The sequence below is a fragment of the Maribacter hydrothermalis genome, assembly GCF_001913155.1.
Lineage (GTDB): Bacteria > Bacteroidota > Bacteroidia > Flavobacteriales > Flavobacteriaceae > Maribacter > Maribacter hydrothermalis.
On sequence record NZ_CP018760.1, the window covers coordinates 959,218 to 977,246 of the forward strand.

24 protein-coding genes are annotated in these 18,029 nt (G+C 33.3%); 20 read left to right on the plus strand and 4 right to left on the minus strand.

The window, feature by feature from the left end:
• The first annotated feature begins 120 nt into the window (after window positions 1-120).
• Together BTR34_RS04135 and yihA are read left to right on the plus strand one after the other, a co-directional pair.
• Window positions 121-885, plus strand: a complete 765-nt coding sequence (locus BTR34_RS04135; protein ID WP_068482216.1) for an alpha/beta fold hydrolase — start codon at window positions 121-123, stop codon at window positions 883-885.
• Between the two features lie 12 nt (window positions 886-897).
• Window positions 898-1,515 (plus strand): ribosome biogenesis GTP-binding protein YihA/YsxC, encoded by a 618-nt coding sequence (gene yihA, locus BTR34_RS04140; RefSeq protein ID WP_068482212.1) that lies wholly within the window; start codon window positions 898-900, stop codon window positions 1,513-1,515.
• Window positions 1,516-1,817: 302 nt separating this feature from the next.
• Here yihA and BTR34_RS04145 read toward each other — a convergent pair whose 3' ends face one another.
• Window positions 1,818-2,192: a GTPase gene (locus BTR34_RS04145; RefSeq protein WP_068482408.1), complete on the minus strand. Its 375-nt coding sequence runs from the start codon at window positions 2,190-2,192 to the stop codon at window positions 1,818-1,820.
• 188 nt (window positions 2,193-2,380) lie between these two features.
• Between BTR34_RS04145 and BTR34_RS04150 the strand changes: the two genes are divergently transcribed.
• On the plus strand, window positions 2,381-3,160 hold the full coding sequence (locus BTR34_RS04150; RefSeq protein WP_068482209.1) for a hypothetical protein: 780 nt from the start codon (window positions 2,381-2,383) through the stop codon (window positions 3,158-3,160).
• A gap of 8 nt (window positions 3,161-3,168) precedes the next feature.
• Here BTR34_RS04150 and BTR34_RS04155 read toward each other — a convergent pair whose 3' ends face one another.
• On the minus strand, window positions 3,169-3,549 hold the full coding sequence (locus BTR34_RS04155; RefSeq protein WP_068482405.1) for a hypothetical protein: 381 nt from the start codon (window positions 3,547-3,549) through the stop codon (window positions 3,169-3,171).
• Between the two features lie 232 nt (window positions 3,550-3,781).
• Between BTR34_RS04155 and BTR34_RS04160 the strand changes: the two genes are divergently transcribed.
• The 17 genes from BTR34_RS04160 to BTR34_RS04240 all read left to right on the plus strand — a co-directional run bounded on the left by BTR34_RS04160 (window position 3,782) and on the right by BTR34_RS04240 (window position 16,675).
• On the plus strand, window positions 3,782-4,480 hold the full coding sequence (locus BTR34_RS04160) for a hypothetical protein (RefSeq protein WP_157483761.1): 699 nt from the start codon (window positions 3,782-3,784) through the stop codon (window positions 4,478-4,480).
• Between the two features lie 237 nt (window positions 4,481-4,717).
• Window positions 4,718-6,751: an ATP-binding protein gene (locus tag BTR34_RS04165; protein ID WP_068482204.1), complete on the plus strand. Its 2,034-nt coding sequence runs from the start codon at window positions 4,718-4,720 to the stop codon at window positions 6,749-6,751.
• A gap of 185 nt (window positions 6,752-6,936) precedes the next feature.
• A complete protein-coding gene (locus BTR34_RS04170; protein WP_068482201.1) occupies window positions 6,937-7,986 on the plus strand; it encodes a nuclease-related domain-containing protein in 1,050 nt (349 codons plus the stop codon).
• Between the two features lie 28 nt (window positions 7,987-8,014).
• Window positions 8,015-8,473: a DUF2750 domain-containing protein gene (locus BTR34_RS04175; RefSeq protein WP_068482198.1), complete on the plus strand. Its 459-nt coding sequence runs from the start codon at window positions 8,015-8,017 to the stop codon at window positions 8,471-8,473.
• A gap of 150 nt (window positions 8,474-8,623) precedes the next feature.
• Window positions 8,624-9,112 carry an AAA family ATPase gene (locus tag BTR34_RS04180; protein ID WP_068482194.1) on the plus strand — a complete coding sequence of 163 codons (489 nt, stop codon included), beginning with the start codon at window positions 8,624-8,626 and terminating at the stop codon, window positions 9,110-9,112.
• Between the two features lie 76 nt (window positions 9,113-9,188).
• Entirely contained in the window at window positions 9,189-9,917 is a 729-nt protein-coding gene (locus tag BTR34_RS04185) for a zinc-dependent peptidase (RefSeq protein WP_082960112.1), read from the plus strand.
• A 170-nt stretch (window positions 9,918-10,087) separates the two neighbouring features.
• Window positions 10,088-10,270, plus strand: coding sequence for a hypothetical protein (locus BTR34_RS04190; RefSeq protein ID WP_068482192.1), 183 nt, complete (start codon window positions 10,088-10,090; stop codon window positions 10,268-10,270).
• A gap of 28 nt (window positions 10,271-10,298) precedes the next feature.
• Window positions 10,299-10,802, plus strand: coding sequence for a YegJ family protein (locus tag BTR34_RS04195; RefSeq protein ID WP_082960111.1), 504 nt, complete (start codon window positions 10,299-10,301; stop codon window positions 10,800-10,802).
• A gap of 3 nt (window positions 10,803-10,805) precedes the next feature.
• On the plus strand, window positions 10,806-11,708 hold the full coding sequence (locus BTR34_RS04200; protein ID WP_068482187.1) for a DUF6892 domain-containing protein: 903 nt from the start codon (window positions 10,806-10,808) through the stop codon (window positions 11,706-11,708).
• A 61-nt stretch (window positions 11,709-11,769) separates the two neighbouring features.
• Complete coding sequence (locus tag BTR34_RS04205) at window positions 11,770-12,114, plus strand: cupin domain-containing protein (protein WP_068482184.1); 345 nt, start codon at window positions 11,770-11,772, stop codon at window positions 12,112-12,114.
• 9 nt (window positions 12,115-12,123) lie between these two features.
• The gene (locus tag BTR34_RS04210) at window positions 12,124-12,525 is read left to right on the plus strand and encodes a group III truncated hemoglobin (RefSeq protein WP_068482181.1); all 402 of its coding nucleotides are present in this window, start codon (window positions 12,124-12,126) and stop codon (window positions 12,523-12,525) included.
• Between the two features lie 182 nt (window positions 12,526-12,707).
• Entirely contained in the window at window positions 12,708-13,052 is a 345-nt protein-coding gene (locus BTR34_RS04215; protein ID WP_068482178.1) for a hypothetical protein, read from the plus strand.
• 139 nt (window positions 13,053-13,191) lie between these two features.
• On the plus strand, window positions 13,192-13,521 hold the full coding sequence (locus BTR34_RS04220; protein WP_082960110.1) for a putative quinol monooxygenase: 330 nt from the start codon (window positions 13,192-13,194) through the stop codon (window positions 13,519-13,521).
• 21 nt (window positions 13,522-13,542) lie between these two features.
• A complete protein-coding gene (locus BTR34_RS04225; protein ID WP_068482171.1) occupies window positions 13,543-14,178 on the plus strand; it encodes a transglutaminase-like domain-containing protein in 636 nt (211 codons plus the stop codon).
• Between the two features lie 94 nt (window positions 14,179-14,272).
• Complete coding sequence (locus BTR34_RS04230) at window positions 14,273-15,133, plus strand: phytanoyl-CoA dioxygenase family protein (RefSeq protein WP_068482168.1); 861 nt, start codon at window positions 14,273-14,275, stop codon at window positions 15,131-15,133.
• Window positions 15,134-15,182: 49 nt separating this feature from the next.
• Complete coding sequence (locus tag BTR34_RS04235) at window positions 15,183-15,770, plus strand: hypothetical protein (RefSeq protein WP_068482165.1); 588 nt, start codon at window positions 15,183-15,185, stop codon at window positions 15,768-15,770.
• A 245-nt stretch (window positions 15,771-16,015) separates the two neighbouring features.
• Window positions 16,016-16,675 carry a hypothetical protein gene (locus BTR34_RS04240; protein ID WP_068482162.1) on the plus strand — a complete coding sequence of 220 codons (660 nt, stop codon included), beginning with the start codon at window positions 16,016-16,018 and terminating at the stop codon, window positions 16,673-16,675.
• A gap of 10 nt (window positions 16,676-16,685) precedes the next feature.
• Here BTR34_RS04240 and gldC read toward each other — a convergent pair whose 3' ends face one another.
• Together gldC and gldB are read right to left on the minus strand one after the other, a co-directional pair.
• The gene (gene gldC, locus BTR34_RS04245) at window positions 16,686-17,021 is read right to left on the minus strand and encodes a gliding motility protein GldC (protein ID WP_068482158.1); all 336 of its coding nucleotides are present in this window, start codon (window positions 17,019-17,021) and stop codon (window positions 16,686-16,688) included.
• Entirely contained in the window at window positions 17,022-17,999 is a 978-nt protein-coding gene (gldB, locus tag BTR34_RS04250; protein WP_068482155.1) for a gliding motility lipoprotein GldB, read from the minus strand.
• Between the last annotated feature and the right edge of the window lie 30 nt (window positions 18,000-18,029).

The window sequence follows — 18,029 nt, forward strand, 5'->3', positions numbered from 1 at the left end:
CGTACCCTTAATTCTAGAAAAATCGAAATCTGAAAGATTCGTGAAATCACCTAATCGAAAAGAGTTGTTTGCTATTCTAGGTAATTACCTATATTTGGGCAATTATGATGAGCAGAGTGCATGGAAAATAAATTGATTAAAGACGGCGGCTTTAAGTATATAGAGAAAGGTGAGGGCAAACCCATAATTATTCTTCACGGGCTAATGGGCGGACTAAGCAATTTTGAAGGAGTAACTACCTATTTCCCTCCTAAAGGATATAAAGTGCTTATTCCGGAATTACCGTTGTATTCAATGCCAATGCTAAAGACCACGGTTAAGAACTTTGCCAAATACCTGAAGAAATTTATTGAATATAAAGAACTAGAAGATGTTATTCTTTTAGGAAACTCTCTTGGTGGCCATATTGGTCTTTTGCACACCAAATTATATCCTTCTAAAGTAAAAGCCCTGGTTATTACCGGTAGTTCCGGACTTTACGAGAGTGCCATGGGCGATGGCTACCCTAAACGCGGTGATTATGAGTTCATTAAAAAGAAAGCACAAGATGTTTTCTATGACCCAGAAATAGCCACTAAAGAAATTGTAGACGAAGTTTTTGCTACGGTTAACGACCGCATAAAATTGGTAAAGACCTTGGCAATTGCCAAAAGTGCCATACGACATAATATGGCGCAAGATTTACCAAAAATGAAAACTCCTACATGTATTATTTGGGGAAAAAATGATAGTGTAACGCCGCCAGATGTAGCTGAGCTATTTGATGAGTTATTACCGAATTCAGATTTATTTTGGATGGATAAATGTGGACATGCCCCAATGATGGAGCACCCAGATGAGTTCAATACCATTCTTGATGAATGGTTGACGAAAAATAATTTCTAAAACACCTTACGAATGAAAATAAAGTCGGCCGACTTTGTAATTAGCAACTCCGATGTTGCACGCTGCCCTAACGAGCCTTTACCCGAGTACGCCTTTATTGGCCGTTCTAATGTAGGGAAGTCTTCCTTGATAAATATGTTGGCCGAGCGTAAAAGCTTGGCAAAAACATCGGGCAGACCAGGAAAAACACAGCTTATAAATCATTTTAAAATCAATGAAAATTGGTTTCTGGTCGATTTACCTGGCTATGGTTATGCGCGTGTATCTAAAAAGGATAAGAATACCTTTCAAAAATATATTACCAATTACTTTTTACAGCGAGAGCAGTTGGTTTGCTCTTTTGTACTTGTAGATATTCGCCACGACCCGCAACCTATAGATATGGAGTTTATGCAGTGGATGGGTGAAAACGGAGTTCCTTTTGCCATTATCTTCACTAAAGCCGATAAATTAAAACCGAAAGCAATTGAGCGTCAAGTAAAAAAATACCTGGACCAGCTTATTGCAGATTTATGGGAAGAAGCACCACCGCATTTTGTAACCAGCTCCAGTAATCGCAGTGGCCGCGATGAAGTTTTAGCATACATAGATGATATCAACGAGAAGTTTTTTGAGGCAACGAAGAAATAGTTGTTGGTTGTTGGTTGTTCGTTGTTCGTTGTTCGTTTTTTTAACGCTGCGCGTTTTTTTAGTATTAAGTACTCTTTACGTAATACTCCACAACTTAATTCTTTGTACTTAATACTTAGTACTTCTTTATCAACGTCATAGCGAGCAAAGCGAAGCTATCTGTTTGTTTGGAACATGCATTGTCATTTCAGCTACATTCAGCGACCGAGTAAGTCTAAAAACGAACAACCGACAACCGTCAACTATCAACTATCAACCAAGCGAAGCAATTGAACACTGAAAACTGAAACTGCCTACTGAAACTACCTGCTGAAACTGCCTACTGAAGAAATCAACTCCTCCACAGTCTCCATAGCATTCAACTGATCCGTACTCACCAACACCTCTAAATCATGTTCCGTTTCTACTAGTATAATAGGATAGGTATACTTATGCACAAATTTGCCTTTATACGTTTTTTGAAACTCATCTTTATGGTAGAATTCTAGCTCGTAGCCTTTGGCTAATAAGCTTTCCCTAAAGGTTTTCCATTGTTTGTTCTCGGTGAAATTGCCGAAGGTTAATGAGCAGAGTTTGCAGTTGTAGGTTGCGGGACTTACAATTTTATGGGCGAAATCTAGCATTTTACTGCTGGTGTCACTATTGGCATTATAGATAAATAAAATTTTCTTTGACATCTCCCTTTGGTCGTGAAAAACAACCAAACTATACATAATTTTTTACCGATTATGGTTTCCCGTAATGGAGTGTGAAATGTAAATTGTAGGTTTAGAACTTGTAATTTTTTTCATAAAATCCAGTCCTATTATTTTAAAATATTTAACTGAAAAGACTCAAGTCTTATTCTCTAATTATCGTCTTGCTTATGACTTTCTTAAAAAACGGATTTATCTTGGTAAAAAATGTTTTGTCAGAAAAAGAAATAGAAAACTTAATTACTCAAATTGATATTAATTTTGAATTGAATTCTAAAAACAATGTTATATCTGAAGGATTTATTAGAAATGGAGTTGTAAAAAACAGCCTTATTTCACCAATAATATATCACCCTGAAATATTAAAGATTGTTAAAAATTTTTTAGGAGAGAATATCAAATTTTTAAGACACAATTCAATTATCAAAAATTTTTCTGGAGGTCAATGGCATAGAGATTCGGTTATAAAAACCTATGAAAATGGGGAGCATTGGAATCATCACGAACCTTATAATATTATAAGAGTAGCTCTATATTTACAAGATTCAAAAACTTCTAAATTTAAACTTGGTTTTATAAAAAAATCCAATTTAGGAAGAATACCTATCTTAGAAAAAAACAGTATTCTATTAAAATACCTAACTGCAATTGAAAAAAGAATCTCAACCCTAAACCTAAAAAATTATTACTTTCCATTTTTTGGTCGATGTTCATATGTACAAATAGAAAAAGGAGATGTTATACTATTTGACCCTAGAATTTATCACAGGGGCACTAATGCTCTAGGCAAAAAGAACGCTGCAATTTTTGCTTATGGCATAGAAAATTACCATTTTATACAACATAGAGAACATTATTTAACACAATCAGAATATTCAATTTTTCCTACAGCATTAAAAAATGAATTAGAAAAGAGAAACCTTTTAGATAGTATCACTCAAAATTCCTAGGATAATGTTCAATCGTTCCCAATTAATATAACCAAAACACCTATCAACTCCGTTACATCCTCCATAGCATTCAACTGCCCCGTACTCACCAACACCTCTAAATCATGCGCTGTTTCTACTAGTATAATAGGATAGGTAAATGTATGCCCAAATTTGCTTTTATACGTTTTCTGAAACTCATCTTTATGGTAGAATTCTAACTCGTAGCCTTTGACTAACAAGTTTTCTCTAAATGTTTTCCATTGGTTGTTCTCGGTGAAATTGCCGAAGGTTAATGAGCAAAGTGCGCAATCGTACGTAGCGGGACTTACAATTTTATGTGCGAAATCTAATAGTTTACTGCTGGTGTCGCTATTGGCATTATAGATAAATAGAATTTTCTTTGACATAACCTTTTGGTCGTGAAAATATACCAGACTATACATAATTTTTGACCAATTATGGTTTCCCGTAATGGAGTTTCAATTCTTAATTGTAGGTTTATTCTTTAGTGATGTATTAGGAGTGCGATTACACATATTTCTATATTTAAAGGGATATATGTAATTGTACACATTTCCGGACGTTGCCATTAATTTACAAACCAAGAACATTTATCAAAAACTATTCAAAATTACCAAAATGAAAAAAACCTATTATTTATTAGCAATTTCATGTTTAATACTTACAAATTGCGCAAGCACAAAAACATTAAAATTTTCTCAAAAAGCAGATGATATTGTAAGAACAGAACCACTTAAAGTTTTTTTGAATGAAAATAAAAATCCTAAGGTCGTTTTAAGAGTAAATGAATCTTCGATGAATGTTACGGAGGGTGAAAACAACGATTATCTATTTAATGCTATTGAAAATCAACTTCTTGCTAGTGGATTTGTGGTTAGGGACAGGCAACTATTTAACCAAATTATTGGAAATGACGAAAATAATATTGATTACAAGCAGCTAAAAGAAAAGTCGGATACGGATTTAATTATAGAATTAACCAAATTAAATCCGCAAGTAATGTATGAAACTAATAAGTATTATGACCAAAAGAATCGAGAAAGAATTGTGCCTTCCTATTCTTATCAAAAATACGGTGCATCTGTTGAATTTAAAGTAGTTATGATTAGGTCAAATGAATTTGCTGGTGTTTACAAGTTTAATTATACACCATGTGTAGATGGATGTATAATTTCTAAATCTATGAGCGAATTACAAAGAGAAAGAAAAAATAAAATGAAAGAAGAGGAAAAAGGTTATGAAGGAGTAGAAAGAAATGAACTAGAAATATTTATTAAAAATGCTACAGAAAAACTAGTAACTGAAATGAGAAAGTAAAAACCAATGGCAACACAGCCCAAACGTAATACGTTTTATTTGGGTTTCTATGGTAATGTTAGCGTATTTTCAGAGTGTCGCTAAATCTTTGGGATTTAGATTTTGGACAAGAAAAAATAAAACTAAACAATAAACTTTAGCTTCTTGCGTAGACGGAAACGAAAAGTTTCCTTACCACCGAACTACGCTTAGCCCAGCCTTTGTAAGCAAGCGGTAGAAAAATTGTAACTTTAAAGAATGAACAGAAAATTAACAACCAATTCAAGACTAGTAAACGAACTGTTTGCGAGTTACATAAGTACTTTTACAGCATTTTGCGAATTAATAAACAACTCTATTCAAGCAAAAAGTAAAAATATTTGGATTGATATTGATTATACACCTGAAGATGAAGTTCATCCTTTAATTATAAAAAAAATAACGATTAAAGATGATGGTGTCGGAGTTCACGTTACAGAAATAGATAAAAAATTACTTGATATTGGAACAGCAAATAAAGATGGAGGAAAAGGAATTGGAAGATTTGCATCGTTTCAAATTGGACAAAGCGTAGATATAGAAACCATTGCTTATTCTAACAAACAAAGCAATTTTTCCAAAATACAAATTCCTTTATCCTTTGATAGTTTCGGGAAAAATATAAATGTTTCAGAAGTAAAAATTGACACTAAAGAAGAAATATTAACAGGAAAAAATCATACACCTTATTACAAAGTAATTATTTCAAATCTTTACGATACAAATGTTACTGAAATCGAACCAAAGAAAAAAATAATAGACAAATTTTTAAGTTCAAATTTTGCTGACGCAATATTTGAACGCTATCCGCTTAAAATTTTTAATGAGGAGATAAAATTTCATATTAATGGAAAGAAAATAAATCCAAAAGATTTTGTTGTTAATGAACCAATTAAAAAAGTAACAAAATTTGCGGATTCAAAAGGAAAAGAACACAAAGTGTTATTTGACTTTATGCAAATAAAAAAATACGAAAAAATTAAAGTTTTCTTAACTACTAGAAACGCTGGACTTAACACTATTGCTAAAGGATTTGAATATGATGCAAGTTGGTTGAGTCCAAAAATTGGTGGATGGTTTATTTACATTACTTCACCAACGATTTCAGCAGATTTATATAGAAACATAGATTTAGATGATTTAGACGAAGATTGGAAAAAGTATAGAACTCTAATAAAGGATAAATTAAACGATTTCTTTAAAGAAAGAAACATAGAATTCGATAACTTTTCAGATAAACTAAAAAGTGACGATTACTATCCTTACAAGGAAAAATCAAGTTCAAAATCAAAAATAATTTTATTTGATAAACTTGCATATTTAGTTGAGGACAAATATCACATCCTAAATGAAGAAAACAAATTAAGAGAAATTATCTATCCTCTAATTGATAGAACAATTTCGAACGGAGAATTGAATAAAATTCTAGGAAGTATTTTGAAGCTCAACAAAAAAATGACTTCCAAGTTTTCGGACTTACTTGAAAAAACTGATTTAGAAAATATCATTGAGTTTTCTGATAAAGTAGCTTCCAAGATTGAAGATATTGAATTTCTAGAAAAGTTAGTATATAGCGAAATTTCTAAAAATGTTAAGGAAAGAAAAGAATTACATAAGTTTTTGGAAAAAATGCTTTGGGTTTTTGGAGAAGAATATAATGAAACTACAAGATTGTTATCGGACAAAAACCTTGAAAACAACTTAACTCAATTGAGAGATGAATGTTTAAAATTCAAACCTTCCAAAACGAAGGACAATATTAATGAAAAAATTGAGAAATCTGTAAAATCAATAACAGATCTTTTTATGTATCATGAAAGAATATTGGATTACAAAAAAAGAGAAGTACTTATTGTCGAATTAAAAGCACCAAGAGTAAAAATTAGTCCAAAAGAAATTGGACAAGCAATGAAATACGCAAGACAGATTGAACAATTAAGTTCATTGAGTGACAACTTGAACTACAAAATCTTGCTTATAAGTACAGATATTAATAAAGATGCTCAATTTGATATTTCTGGTCGTCCAAAGAATGAAGATAATCCTTATTTATATTTTAGAAATGAAGACAAAAATATTGAGGTTTGGATTATGAAGTGGAGTGATTTGATAGAAAATGTAAAACGAAGATTAAAATATATGTCGAACATTTTACAAACAAAAGATATTGACGTCCAAGAAAAAGCAAAACGGGATTTTGAGGAAATTGATTTCGGAAAAGTAAGTTCGACACTTAAAAAAGTAGCTGTATAGAAAAGCCAGCTTTCAACAAAGACCTAAGCCAAGAAATAAATAAATTCTTCTTTAATTTAAGACAATACTATTCTAGGCTCATAGATTTTAAAAACAGTTTTTGTGAGCTTTTTTTAATTTCAATATAATCACAAGGCAACTAATTAATTGCAAATACGTTATTGCTTATTTAAGAATTATCCTTAATGGCAAGAATTTACAGAACCATAGAATCATTAAAATCCCTAAAATCCGAGTTAGAGAACAAAGGAATAACCAGGTTTAAATCTGTAAGAGAAATTAAAGACTTTTTAAAAAAAATTGATTCGGAAAAACTAACAGTTCTAAATGACACTAAAAACGAATTAGAGCAAGAATATCATAAAACCTGTATACGTCTTAAAGATAACACCCAACGAAAAGTTGAAATAAGTAACTTAGCGACAGAAAAAATAGATAGGAAAATTAAAGAGTTACAATTGAAAATTGATGTAATTCACAAAAAGAACAGTCTTAATTTTTTAAATAAAATACTAGCAAGCATAAAGCTTTATTATTTAAAAAAACAGTGCAAAGATTTTGAAGACAGAAAATTCAAATTACTTAATAAAGTTGTTCAACCAATATCTCAAAAAATTAAAATTGACCAGCATTTTATAAAAGAATTCAAAACTGATAAGCAGTTATTAATTGAAAGACGAGCTAAACTTTCAATTTCAGAATTAGAATACACACGGGGTGTTTTAGAAGATTGTAAAAACCTAATTTCTGGAGCAATAGGAGAAAACTTAGTTGTAAAAGAAATCAAAAAACTATCCGACGATTTTATTTTAATCAATGATTTTAAATTAGATTTTTCTCCACCAATTTTCTACAAACAAAAAAACGAGAGAATTTACTCCATACAAATTGACCATCTCTTAATTTCAAAAGCAGGGATTTTTATAATAGAAACAAAAAATTGGAGTAAAAACTCTGTTAATTCTATTAGTTTGTGGTCACCCATTGAACAGATTAAAAGGTCTAATTTTGCTCTTTACAGATACATTTCAGAAAATATAACTTTACGTGATCATCATTGGGGAGAACAAAAAATCCCCATACGAAATCTTATTGTTATGATTAATAATAAGCCATCAGCTAAATTCAAGTATGTAAGTATAAAATTATTGAAAGAATTGAATGATTACCTTACATATTTTGAACCTGTTTTAACCGAGAAACAATTGAATAGAATATTAACTAAATTGAATTAATTAAAAACTCATACCACAAAAACAAAACATGGAACAACAAGGCTCCGATATCATTGAAAACAGATACAAGAAATTTATAAAAACGGTTTGCAAAACAGACATTGTTTATGCGCTTCAAAATCGTGATGGTTTTGCTACCTCAGCTTCTGTACAGTACGATGATGAACATGATAGACCTGTTGGTGTACTTTGCTTTTGGGCAGAAAGTGGCCGAGCAAAATCTTGCACCATAAACCATTGGGCCAACTACCAGCTTACTCAAATTCCATTAACCGACTTTATAGAAAATTGGGGCGTAGGCATGGAAAATGACGGAATCCTAGCTGGTATTGCGTTTGACCAAAATATGTTCGGTTATGAAGCAAAACCTTTAGATTTAATTCTTGATTTAGTAGCTGAAATAAAAGCGACCAATAAAACTTTACCTCTTCAAAAATTCGAAAATATTGCTGATTTAGAAAAACAGGCTAAAGAGGCGAATGGGTAAAATCTTATTAAATAATAATTTCTACTTTGTCTGAGGCGATAAAACTTTTGGACTCTTAAAACAACTGGCAACGAAAGTTAACGTATAAACCAGGCTTTGATTTTATTGAGAAAAGTTTTATAATTAATTAATAACATTTAATTAGAATACATGCTACACCTCATTGTCGGTAATACAGGCTCAGGAAAAACCACCTATGCTAACACCTTAAAAAGTAAAACCAAGGGGGTACTCTTTTCTATAGACTTTTGGAATAAAACCTTATTTCTACCAGACAAAACTGAAAAAGATGGGTTGGAGTGGTTTTTAGAACGTATAGACCGCTCAGAGCACTTAATTATGAATTTGGTGGAACAATTGGAGCAGTCAAAAACGGATGCTATTTTAGACTTGGGCCTATCTAAATACAAGCATCGAGAAAAGTTTAGAACGTTTGCAGCAGTGTATGGGTACGAGATAAAAATTCATTATCTAAATGTTCCTAAAGAAACACGATGGCAACGTGTACAACAGCGCAACAAAGAAAAGGGACCTACTTTTGAGTTTGAGGTAACACAAGAGAATTTTGACTTTATGGAAAATTGGTTCGAAAAACCTACCGAAAATGAACTCATAGGTAGTGTCATTATCACCGAATAATACTAGCTTTGTTGTACCAGTTAACTAGTTTATAATTTGTTAAAATACCAATTATAAATTCAACCAACATAAACGCTTGAATATAAAATACTCCGTTGTTAGTCTTTTTCTTAAAAAAAGCAGCAAACAAGAATGCCATGAGGTCCTCAGCAAATGGAATACCTATTACGCTGGACTAACCGAAAAACATCAAGAATCGTTTGTCGTTAGAACACTCCTTTTCTTGAATAACACCGATTTTAAAGCTAAGGAAGGGTTTGAGTTAACCACAGAAATGAAACTGGTAATTTCTAGTGCCTTTGTACAAATTACCTTTGGGCTATCGCAAGATGTCCTTACTATTTTCAATACCATTTTTGTATCTCCTACATCATATTCGTATGCTGGCAGCAATGTCTTTTATAATGGTGATGTAAATACGGCTACACAACGTGTAAACTTCTCATGGCCTGCCGTGGAAGAAGGTTTCGTCATTGCCGACGATAGTTTAAATATTGCCATACATGAGTTTAGCCATTGCTTAATTATTGAGAATGCTAAAAAGTCGTACCTGGCACGGACTTTTAACGAGAACGACCTTAACGAATGGAAAGCGTTGGCAGCCAAAAAAATACCGCTGATACGTGAGGGTAATTATAAAATTTTCAGGGACTATGGCGGTACCAATTTAATGGAGCTATTTGCCACTACGCTAGAAACCTTTTTTGAGCAACCGCATGAGTTTTACTCCTATGCGCCTACCTTTTATCGTATGACGGCCAAGGTGCTTAAACAAGACCCACGTAACAAGAAAAACCCTAAGTAAATTTTCTACGCACAAACCCATGAGGCTTTCGTAAATGTACGAATCTAAAATCTCAGTTATGGGGCAACTTTATTTTTTACTACGCTGGTATTCATCAAACCAAGGCAAAATATTACTGCTCTTAAAAAATAGTTGTAGTATTGAATATGTAATTACAAACAACTCCGTTTATGAAATATAAACTAGTACCCAACTATTTTTCGGTCATTATCGTCATTATTGTAGGAGCCGCTTTATTTAAACAAATAGATTTTAAAACCATGACTGTTGACAACCTTGCTTTATCTGCAGTTTACCTTATAGCCTTTCTTATTAGTATTGGATTTATGATAAAGAAAAAAACCAACTCATAAATAGATTAATAAAATCACATTATAATACATGAAAAATACCTTTATCTACTTTGTTTCCCTTCTTTTTATGTTGTCGTCATGCAAAGAAAATACTAGTGCAAAAACCGAGCGTAATGGCGAACCTGATGTCTACAATGTAGAGGATGACAATGCTAAAATGAACCAGGCGATGGAAGCTGCTAAAAATTCGGTCCAAGAGTTTCAAGATGCCTTACTAAGTGATAATCCTAACTTTGAATTCTTTGCCATTAAACAAAAATTTGAAGCAATTGAAGGCACTGAACATATTTGGATACAGGATATACAACTAGTAGATACCGACTTTATGGGTATTGTTGCCAACGAACCTGTTTATGCCCAAAAAGTAAAACTAGGCGATACTATTTCTATAGACCGAAGTAATATTAGCGATTGGATGTACTACGACGAAGGTAAAGTGGTTGGCGGGTATACGATTCGCGTAATTCGCGATGAACTTTCTCCCGAAGAACAAGCTCAGTTCGACGATGAAAACGGACTTATTTTTAAATAACCCATGTTCAATTTATTTAAAAAGCAGCCGCCAAAATCTATTACGATTATTGGCACCGAGGAACAGTTGACAATTAATGGCGTGCCTGTTACATTCCCCACGAACCATGCAAAATTGGTTGAACTATTTGGTGAACCTAGCCGTTCTTCCAAAACAAAACTGACCAAGTCTACCTTACTTTGCTGGGATGCGGAAGGTGTTTATTGCAACTATGCCTCTTCCAGTCATATTTATAGTTTTAGTCTTATTTTTTCTAAGAAACATCAATTAGAACTTTCTCCAAAAAATAATTTTTCGGGGTCTATTAACATAAACAATAAGGATATTCTTTTTGATGATTTTGACGGAATTAAGTTTGATAACTATGTGCTTAGAAAACTAATCTATAAAGGCGAAGAACAACCCTACGCCATTGCTTTTATGGTGAATCTTGATGTAAAAAAGGAAATTGCGACAGATACATATCAGCTTAAACCAACCAATGAAGAACTTCTTGAATTCTCGGATTTTGGTTTTAAACTGGCGGTTATTCAAGAACTGATGTACATACAAGAAGTGCTTCAACCACTATTTGACGTGAACGAATTTGCTAATTGGTACACCAAACGAAAAATTGATATTGACCAAGAAGGTTACGAGCCTATTGCTGAAGTTACCCAATATTTTAAAGATTTTCCTGTTCCTAAACGCCTTGCTCCTTTGGTAACCAAAATTTACCAAGATGGCGGCAATGATATTTACTTGAATTTATTACCCCACGGCAATGGTTCTGAAGAGTATTGGGACATAAAAAGCTGTGCCGATGCCAAGCACTTTCCTAATCTTAAAAAAGTTACGCTTTGCTATGCTGCCGATACTATTATCGACGAATTAAACCACATGGGTATTGAATCGGAATGGTTGTAACTATATGAGAAGTATCATATTTTAAGCCATAGCTGTGTTGTATTCTTGTAAAAACATTTCTATGAACATCATATCTTTTACTGATAGTCCTAATTTTAACGACCAAAAAATTGTAACCCAAGTCCTTTTAGAAACTACCTTCTCTAAAGAAATACGTATTCTCCTTAAAAAAGGTCAGGTGATGAAAGAACACAAAGCACCCTTCCCTATTATTATACACATGATACAGGGGAAAATAGACTTTGGTGCCGAAGGTGCTATTCACTCTTTAAAAGCAGGAGATATTATTACATTGGACAGTAATGTTCCGCACGACCTATCTGCAAAAGATGATAGTATTGTTCGTTTAACGCTTTCCAAGTTAGATACTGCTGAACGCGTTGTTAAAGTTGTAGAAAACTCTTAATACAAGTCTATGTCCGAAATTACAAATAGAGAAGATGTTAGCCTATTGGTACATACTTTTTATGATAAAATACGGCAAAACGATATGTTGGGCCCTATTTTTAATAGCCATATAACCAATGACGAATGGCCTGCACACTTAGATAAACTGACTGATTTTTGGGAAACCAACCTTTTTGGTATTGCAAAGTTTAAAGGTAGCCCCACTACCAAACATATTAATGTAGACAAAAGTTTGAAACACACTATGTCCGAAAACCATTTTGAAACTTGGTTACAACTGTGGTTTGAAACTATTGATGAACTCTACACTGGTGAATTAGCCATGAGAGCAAAGGAAAGTGCGGGTAGAATGGCGGCAGGACAGTTTGGTATGGTAATGCATTATAGACCCGAGGAATATAAAAGCTAGTTTATTAGTGCTCAGTTTTCAGTATCAGTCGGCAGTATCAGTCTTCAGCTGACAGTAGCGGTTCTCAGTATTTTTTTAATTTTTGCTCATAGCAAACAGCATATGCTATTTTAGTTTCACTGCTAGGTTTTGTATCTTAGGGATGTAGAAAATAATCTACCATATTTTTATACAAATCCGCTATGACAGATAATTTATTTCTTTTACGAGATAAGCCTAAGCTGGAATTTCATTTATTAACAGAGGATTTTAAGATTCAAGACAACGGAGACCAATCAGTTTCTGGCACGTATTTATACAACGATTTAAAATCTATTTATTTAATTGAGAAAAAGATTAACTGGTTTGTTACCGCTTTTGGATTTATTGTCTCTGCACTACTCGAAAGTAGTAGCGAGCTTTATAAAGACAAAAAAAAACTTATTATAGTGACTAATAACAAAACCATAGAGTTAATCCAAATACACTGCGATGTTCAAAAAACCAATAGCCTTATTGCTCTTTTGAATACGAAAATCGCAGTTTAATTAAGAATTTTGATAATATCCTCTAATGAAAATTAAAATAAAATCTATTCTCAAAATCTGCATAAGCCTCCTTTTCATACTACTATTTCATTCCTGCAACCAAAATGCAACTACAGCAACCCCTTTTAATTCAGAAAATATGATGATAAGAATTGCTGCTATAGAAATTGAGCCGGCATTTTTAAAGGAGTACCTTGAAATTTTAAAAATTGAGTCGGAAGCATCTGTACGGTTAGAGCCCGGTGTTATTTGTATTTACCCCATGTTCGAAAAAGAGCGTCCTAATGAAATTCGCTTGTTAGAAATATATGCTGATAAAGCCGCTTACGAATCGCACTTAAAAAGTCCGCATTTTATTGAGTACAAAACAAGTACTGCTAATATGGTAAAATCATTAGACCTTATTGAAATGTCCGCCATTGACGAAGCTAGCATGCCTAAATTATTTCGTAAATTGAGCTTGAATTAATTTCGTCAAAATTTTAGATTTATGGATTATCTCGCTTCTACCTATTTTTACGATTATGAAAGTGATGAGATTCAAGCCTTTATTTTAGAATACAAAAACACTTTGCTGTCTAAAAAGGAAATTGCCAAACAGCTATATACAAAAGTGCGCGATACTTGGCGCTACGACCCATACAGTCTAAGCTTTTCTAAAGAAAAATACCGCGCTAGCGAAATTGCGAAAAGGTCAAAAGGACACTGCATTGATAAATCTATAGTCCTAATTGCCAGTCTACGAGCCATGGAAATACCCGCACGTATTCATCTTGCGAAAGTAAAAAACCATATTGGCGTAGAACGCCTTATTGAAAAATTTGGCTCGAACGAATTAACACCACATGGTATGGTTGATGTGCTCCTTAATGATAAATGGCTAAAAATATCACCTACATTTAATGCCTCCTTATGCACTATGCTAAATGTAGCACCTTTAGATTTTGATGGTGAAAACGATGCTATTTTGCAAGAATTCAACCATGAAGGAAGTCAATTTATGGAATACTTAGAGGACTACGGCCATTTTGAAGATGTACCCGTTGCCTTTATGGCACAAAATGCACGTGAACACTACCCGGCAATTTTTGATTCTGGGTCTAATGAAACGGAGTTTAAATTATAATTGTGCCTATTTTGATTGCTAAATTATAATTTCTCATTTCTAAAAATATATTAATTGCGTATCTTAAGTGTCCTCAACTTAAAATCTATATCTCATGGAACGCATTACTAATCCTAATTCTGGAAGCCAACGTAGGGTGGGCAATAATTATCTTATCACTAAAGAAGAAATTGAACAATTCCACGACCTTGGCTACATTGTATTAAACGATGTTTTAACTGAAGAAGAGATGCAGTTTTTAGACCCTTGGTTTGATCATTTTGTATTAGGCAAAGAAGCTGAAAATATGAAAAAAGATTTCTGCGACATGTCTCAACCCTACGGTACACCTATGGAAGATTTTCAACTGGTTAATGCGATGCTTCCAAGCACCTATAGAAACGAATTAGCAGATAACATTTACCATAAAATTACACAACACATAGCGGACCAGTTATACCAAGATGGACAAACGGCCATGGACTACGAGCAATTTTTGGCTAAAAAACCAAGCAAAAAAGGAGCAGAATTCGCCATGCACCAAGACTTGGGATATTGGCCAAAAACCGAAAATACCTGGACAGCAACATTTTCTTTAGCACTTACGGACTCTGACCTCATAAATGGATGCCTACAAGTGTTACCCGGCACTAATAAAGAATCCGAACTACGCAAACATTTTCCAAAATCGTATAGTGGCGATAAAAAGAATAGTGGTGTTTCTAGAGATGAAAGCCATACATTGGTGATTGAAGAACGCCAAGATGATAAAATTGTATACCTACCTGTAAAAAGAGGTAGTATTACCATACATGACGAACGTATTGTACATGGGTCTGCAGGAAATGAATCCAAAGAATGGCGAAAAACATACGTAGCAGCCTATAGAGCTATTGAAACTATTGCCAAGGAACGCGCAATTGGCTTTACCCACTCCCATAACGATGTTGTTGATTGGGATAACATCATTATTTAGTTGAGGTATTTTTCTTCGTACATTTATATTTAATTAAACACCACTTTACTTGAAAAAATATTCTTTTTTCCTTTTCATCCTATTTTCTGGTTCATTCATTTTTGGGCAAGAACCCATAGAATGGAATTCAGATTTTATTCTACAAGTAGAAGATTATCAATCTCCGGAATCGGAAATTAATTCGGAGCTTACCTTCTATTCTATCTATTCCGGAGCAAAAATAGACTTGAGTTTTAACATGAATTCCGTGTCATTTATGTTCACCAAGAATTTTAATGATAAAGTCAAAGCCGTATTTCAAAAAAAATTAGCTGTTTTAATTGCTCCAGATAGTATAACCGCAATGCAACTGGTACAATTTGGTCGTTATGATTTTGATTTGGTTGAATTGTATACCAGAAAAATTCGTAAGAAGATTTATGAGGAAAAAGGTGCGTTTAGCGATTCCGGTTTATTTCAGCCTATTTTTAATGAATTGCAAGAAGAAATGAACATGGTAAGTGCCCAAGTCTTTAAAGCTACCGATTTTGGAAAAGACACCGAATTACTACAAAAGGAACACGATAAAGTTATTGATGAAATAAATACACTTTCCGATTTTTGTAAAGCCTGTAAACCGAGGAAAATTAGGAAGTAGTTGTTCGTTGACGGTTAATTAAACGCTTCGCCTTTTTTGTATTAAGTATTAAGGCGTTCGAATTAACTTTTGATTTGGTGCTTCGTACTTCTTACCTTGTACTTCCAACTTTGCACTTCTTACCGTCTACTTAATACTACTTAACACAAAACACAACTCATCATTCAAAATCTACAATTGAGGAATATTGTTTAATTTGTTGTGTGTTATTACTCCATCTTTGAGTAAAATAAAACCAACCGACCATGGAAAACATTATTAGCATCTTCATTTATATTCATGCCTTTTTTGGTGGAATAGGACTAGTTACCGGTATTGCAAGTATTATCGTAAAAAAAGGAAACATAAAACACAAACAATTAGGAAAATGGTTTACCTGGTCCATGATCATTAGTTCCGCTATATCCTTGGTGGTTGCCCGTATGCCAAATCACATTAATAACTTTTTATTTTTAATTGGCATATTTACCATTTACATGGTTTTGGCTGGCAATAGAGCGCTCACTTTTAAATCCATAAAAAAAACAGAAGCTAATTTGGTTGACAAACTAATTTCTGGCACTATGGTAATTAGCGGCCTACTAATGATCGGTTTTGGAATAAACGGACTCGTAAATGGCTATTCGCAGAGCATCCTATTTATATTCTTTGGAGCATTTGGAATATTCTTGCCCTATGGTGATTACAAATTATTTAAAACCACATTAGAAAACAGAAAACTTTGGTTAATTACACATTTAAGCAGAATGTTAGGTGCACTCATAGCCTCCATAACCGCTTTTTTAGTCGCTGGAATAAAATACGATAACCTATGGGCATGGATGCTTCCAACCGTTTTAGGAACCGCCTATATCATCTACTGGATCAAAAAAGTAAAAGGAACTCTAAAGCCAAAAAGAGCCTAGAAATTAAAAACTACTTTTTTAAATTTAGGTTTTCCGCGAAATAATCACAGAAATCTTTCATGGTAGCCGTCATTTTTTCGTCTTGGGTAGCCTTTAAAAATGTGTCGGATAAAGAAACCAATGTCTGATGAAAAAAAGTTTTCATTTCATCTACAGGCATGTCTTTTGTCCAAAGGTCAATTTTTAAAGACTCTTGATTTTTACTATCCCAAACGGATAATAACATTGCCTTTGCTTCCTCATTTTCAATACCGCCGTCTTGTGCAGACCAGTTTAATGATTCAGGAATTCTATTTTCATCTAATCCTACACGCAAGGTAATTTCTGAAGTATGTAAATCTGCCATTTAATTTCGAGGTTTGTAATTTGATTTTTTAAAAATTTCATCGGCGGGCATTGTCATTAATTGCTTTATGTCCACATCATTATTCTCCATAAAAGCACGTACAATTTGCCACCCAACGTAACGACCTAACCTACCAGGTGATTCATTATCTAGCTCTAATCCGAATTTAGAAAACGGAGCAGGTTCTAAAAATCGCTGATTCAATTTATTATCTGTACTGTATAAATATTCGTTTTCTATAAAATTTCGCCACATAGGCTCTTCATTTGCAATAGCCCAATCCATCTCATCTTGCGAATACCCAATTCTTTTACCATCATTGGCGTTAGGCATGAACAGGTCTTTTAAATACAATTCCTTCCCAAAATAAATCATTCTAGCAAGAAAAGTACGATCTCTTGGTCTTGGCACTACTTGTTTTGCAAAAGCACTAGCAATATCGCTAACCAAATAATTACGGTCTAACGATTTTGCTATATAGCGTTGAAATCCTCCATAATATTTATGCTCGGCACCCAAGTAATTATCCAGACTTACAAACAATATACTATCGGCCAATATAATTCTATTGTTATAGTCCACATCATTAGTTACCGTAATAATCTTTGGCACCGTATATTCTGGAAAATAATATTTTATGTGCTTAAAAAGTTGAATTATACTTTCTTTCTCATCTTCAAAACTTTGAAACGTGTTCCCTACCTCTTGAAATAATTCTATTTGAAGAGAATCTTGCATTTTCGCTACCCACACACTATCCGGGGCCGGAAAAAGATAAGGATATTTTTTACGGAGCACTGGCAAACCTTCTGCCCCTGCCGAAGCAAACTCACGATCAAATCTCGAAATATTTAAATCTATTGGCACAGCTGCTATCTCCTGAGCAACTTTATCACTGTCATTACAGCTAAAAAGTACTAGAAAAACTGATAATAGTATAAAAATTGGTTTTACCCTGCCAAGTATTACACAATACATTTTATTATTCACGGTGTACAACTTATTTTT

What these genes read in the sequence shown, in the direction of transcription:
- BTR34_RS04150 (WP_068482209.1), top strand. Translation starts at nt 2,381, where the DNA reads ATGACTTTCTTAAAAAACGGATTTATCTTGGTAAAAAATGTTTTGTCA.
- gldB (WP_068482155.1), bottom strand. Translation starts at nt 17,999, where the DNA reads ATGTATTGTGTAATACTTGGCAGGGTAAAACCAATTTTTATACTATTA.
- BTR34_RS04135 (WP_068482216.1), top strand. Translation starts at nt 121, where the DNA reads ATGGAAAATAAATTGATTAAAGACGGCGGCTTTAAGTATATAGAGAAA.
- BTR34_RS04205 (WP_068482184.1), top strand. Translation starts at nt 11,770, where the DNA reads ATGAACATCATATCTTTTACTGATAGTCCTAATTTTAACGACCAAAAA.
- BTR34_RS04190 (WP_068482192.1), top strand. Translation starts at nt 10,088, where the DNA reads ATGAAATATAAACTAGTACCCAACTATTTTTCGGTCATTATCGTCATT.
- BTR34_RS04160 (WP_157483761.1), top strand. Translation starts at nt 3,782, where the DNA reads ATGAAAAAAACCTATTATTTATTAGCAATTTCATGTTTAATACTTACA.
- BTR34_RS04240 (WP_068482162.1), top strand. Translation starts at nt 16,016, where the DNA reads ATGGAAAACATTATTAGCATCTTCATTTATATTCATGCCTTTTTTGGT.
- BTR34_RS04210 (WP_068482181.1), top strand. Translation starts at nt 12,124, where the DNA reads ATGTCCGAAATTACAAATAGAGAAGATGTTAGCCTATTGGTACATACT.
- BTR34_RS04175 (WP_068482198.1), top strand. Translation starts at nt 8,015, where the DNA reads ATGGAACAACAAGGCTCCGATATCATTGAAAACAGATACAAGAAATTT.
- BTR34_RS04170 (WP_068482201.1), top strand. Translation starts at nt 6,937, where the DNA reads ATGGCAAGAATTTACAGAACCATAGAATCATTAAAATCCCTAAAATCC.
- BTR34_RS04165 (WP_068482204.1), top strand. Translation starts at nt 4,718, where the DNA reads ATGAACAGAAAATTAACAACCAATTCAAGACTAGTAAACGAACTGTTT.
- BTR34_RS04200 (WP_068482187.1), top strand. Translation starts at nt 10,806, where the DNA reads ATGTTCAATTTATTTAAAAAGCAGCCGCCAAAATCTATTACGATTATT.
- BTR34_RS04180 (WP_068482194.1), top strand. Translation starts at nt 8,624, where the DNA reads ATGCTACACCTCATTGTCGGTAATACAGGCTCAGGAAAAACCACCTAT.
- gldC (WP_068482158.1), bottom strand. Translation starts at nt 17,021, where the DNA reads ATGGCAGATTTACATACTTCAGAAATTACCTTGCGTGTAGGATTAGAT.
- BTR34_RS04220 (WP_082960110.1), top strand. Translation starts at nt 13,192, where the DNA reads ATGATGATAAGAATTGCTGCTATAGAAATTGAGCCGGCATTTTTAAAG.
- BTR34_RS04155 (WP_068482405.1), bottom strand. Translation starts at nt 3,549, where the DNA reads ATGTCAAAGAAAATTCTATTTATCTATAATGCCAATAGCGACACCAGC.
- BTR34_RS04230 (WP_068482168.1), top strand. Translation starts at nt 14,273, where the DNA reads ATGGAACGCATTACTAATCCTAATTCTGGAAGCCAACGTAGGGTGGGC.
- BTR34_RS04225 (WP_068482171.1), top strand. Translation starts at nt 13,543, where the DNA reads ATGGATTATCTCGCTTCTACCTATTTTTACGATTATGAAAGTGATGAG.
- BTR34_RS04215 (WP_068482178.1), top strand. Translation starts at nt 12,708, where the DNA reads ATGACAGATAATTTATTTCTTTTACGAGATAAGCCTAAGCTGGAATTT.
- yihA (WP_068482212.1), top strand. Translation starts at nt 898, where the DNA reads ATGAAAATAAAGTCGGCCGACTTTGTAATTAGCAACTCCGATGTTGCA.
- BTR34_RS04195 (WP_082960111.1), top strand. Translation starts at nt 10,299, where the DNA reads ATGAAAAATACCTTTATCTACTTTGTTTCCCTTCTTTTTATGTTGTCG.
- BTR34_RS04145 (WP_068482408.1), bottom strand. Translation starts at nt 2,192, where the DNA reads ATGTCAAAGAAAATTTTATTTATCTATAATGCCAATAGTGACACCAGC.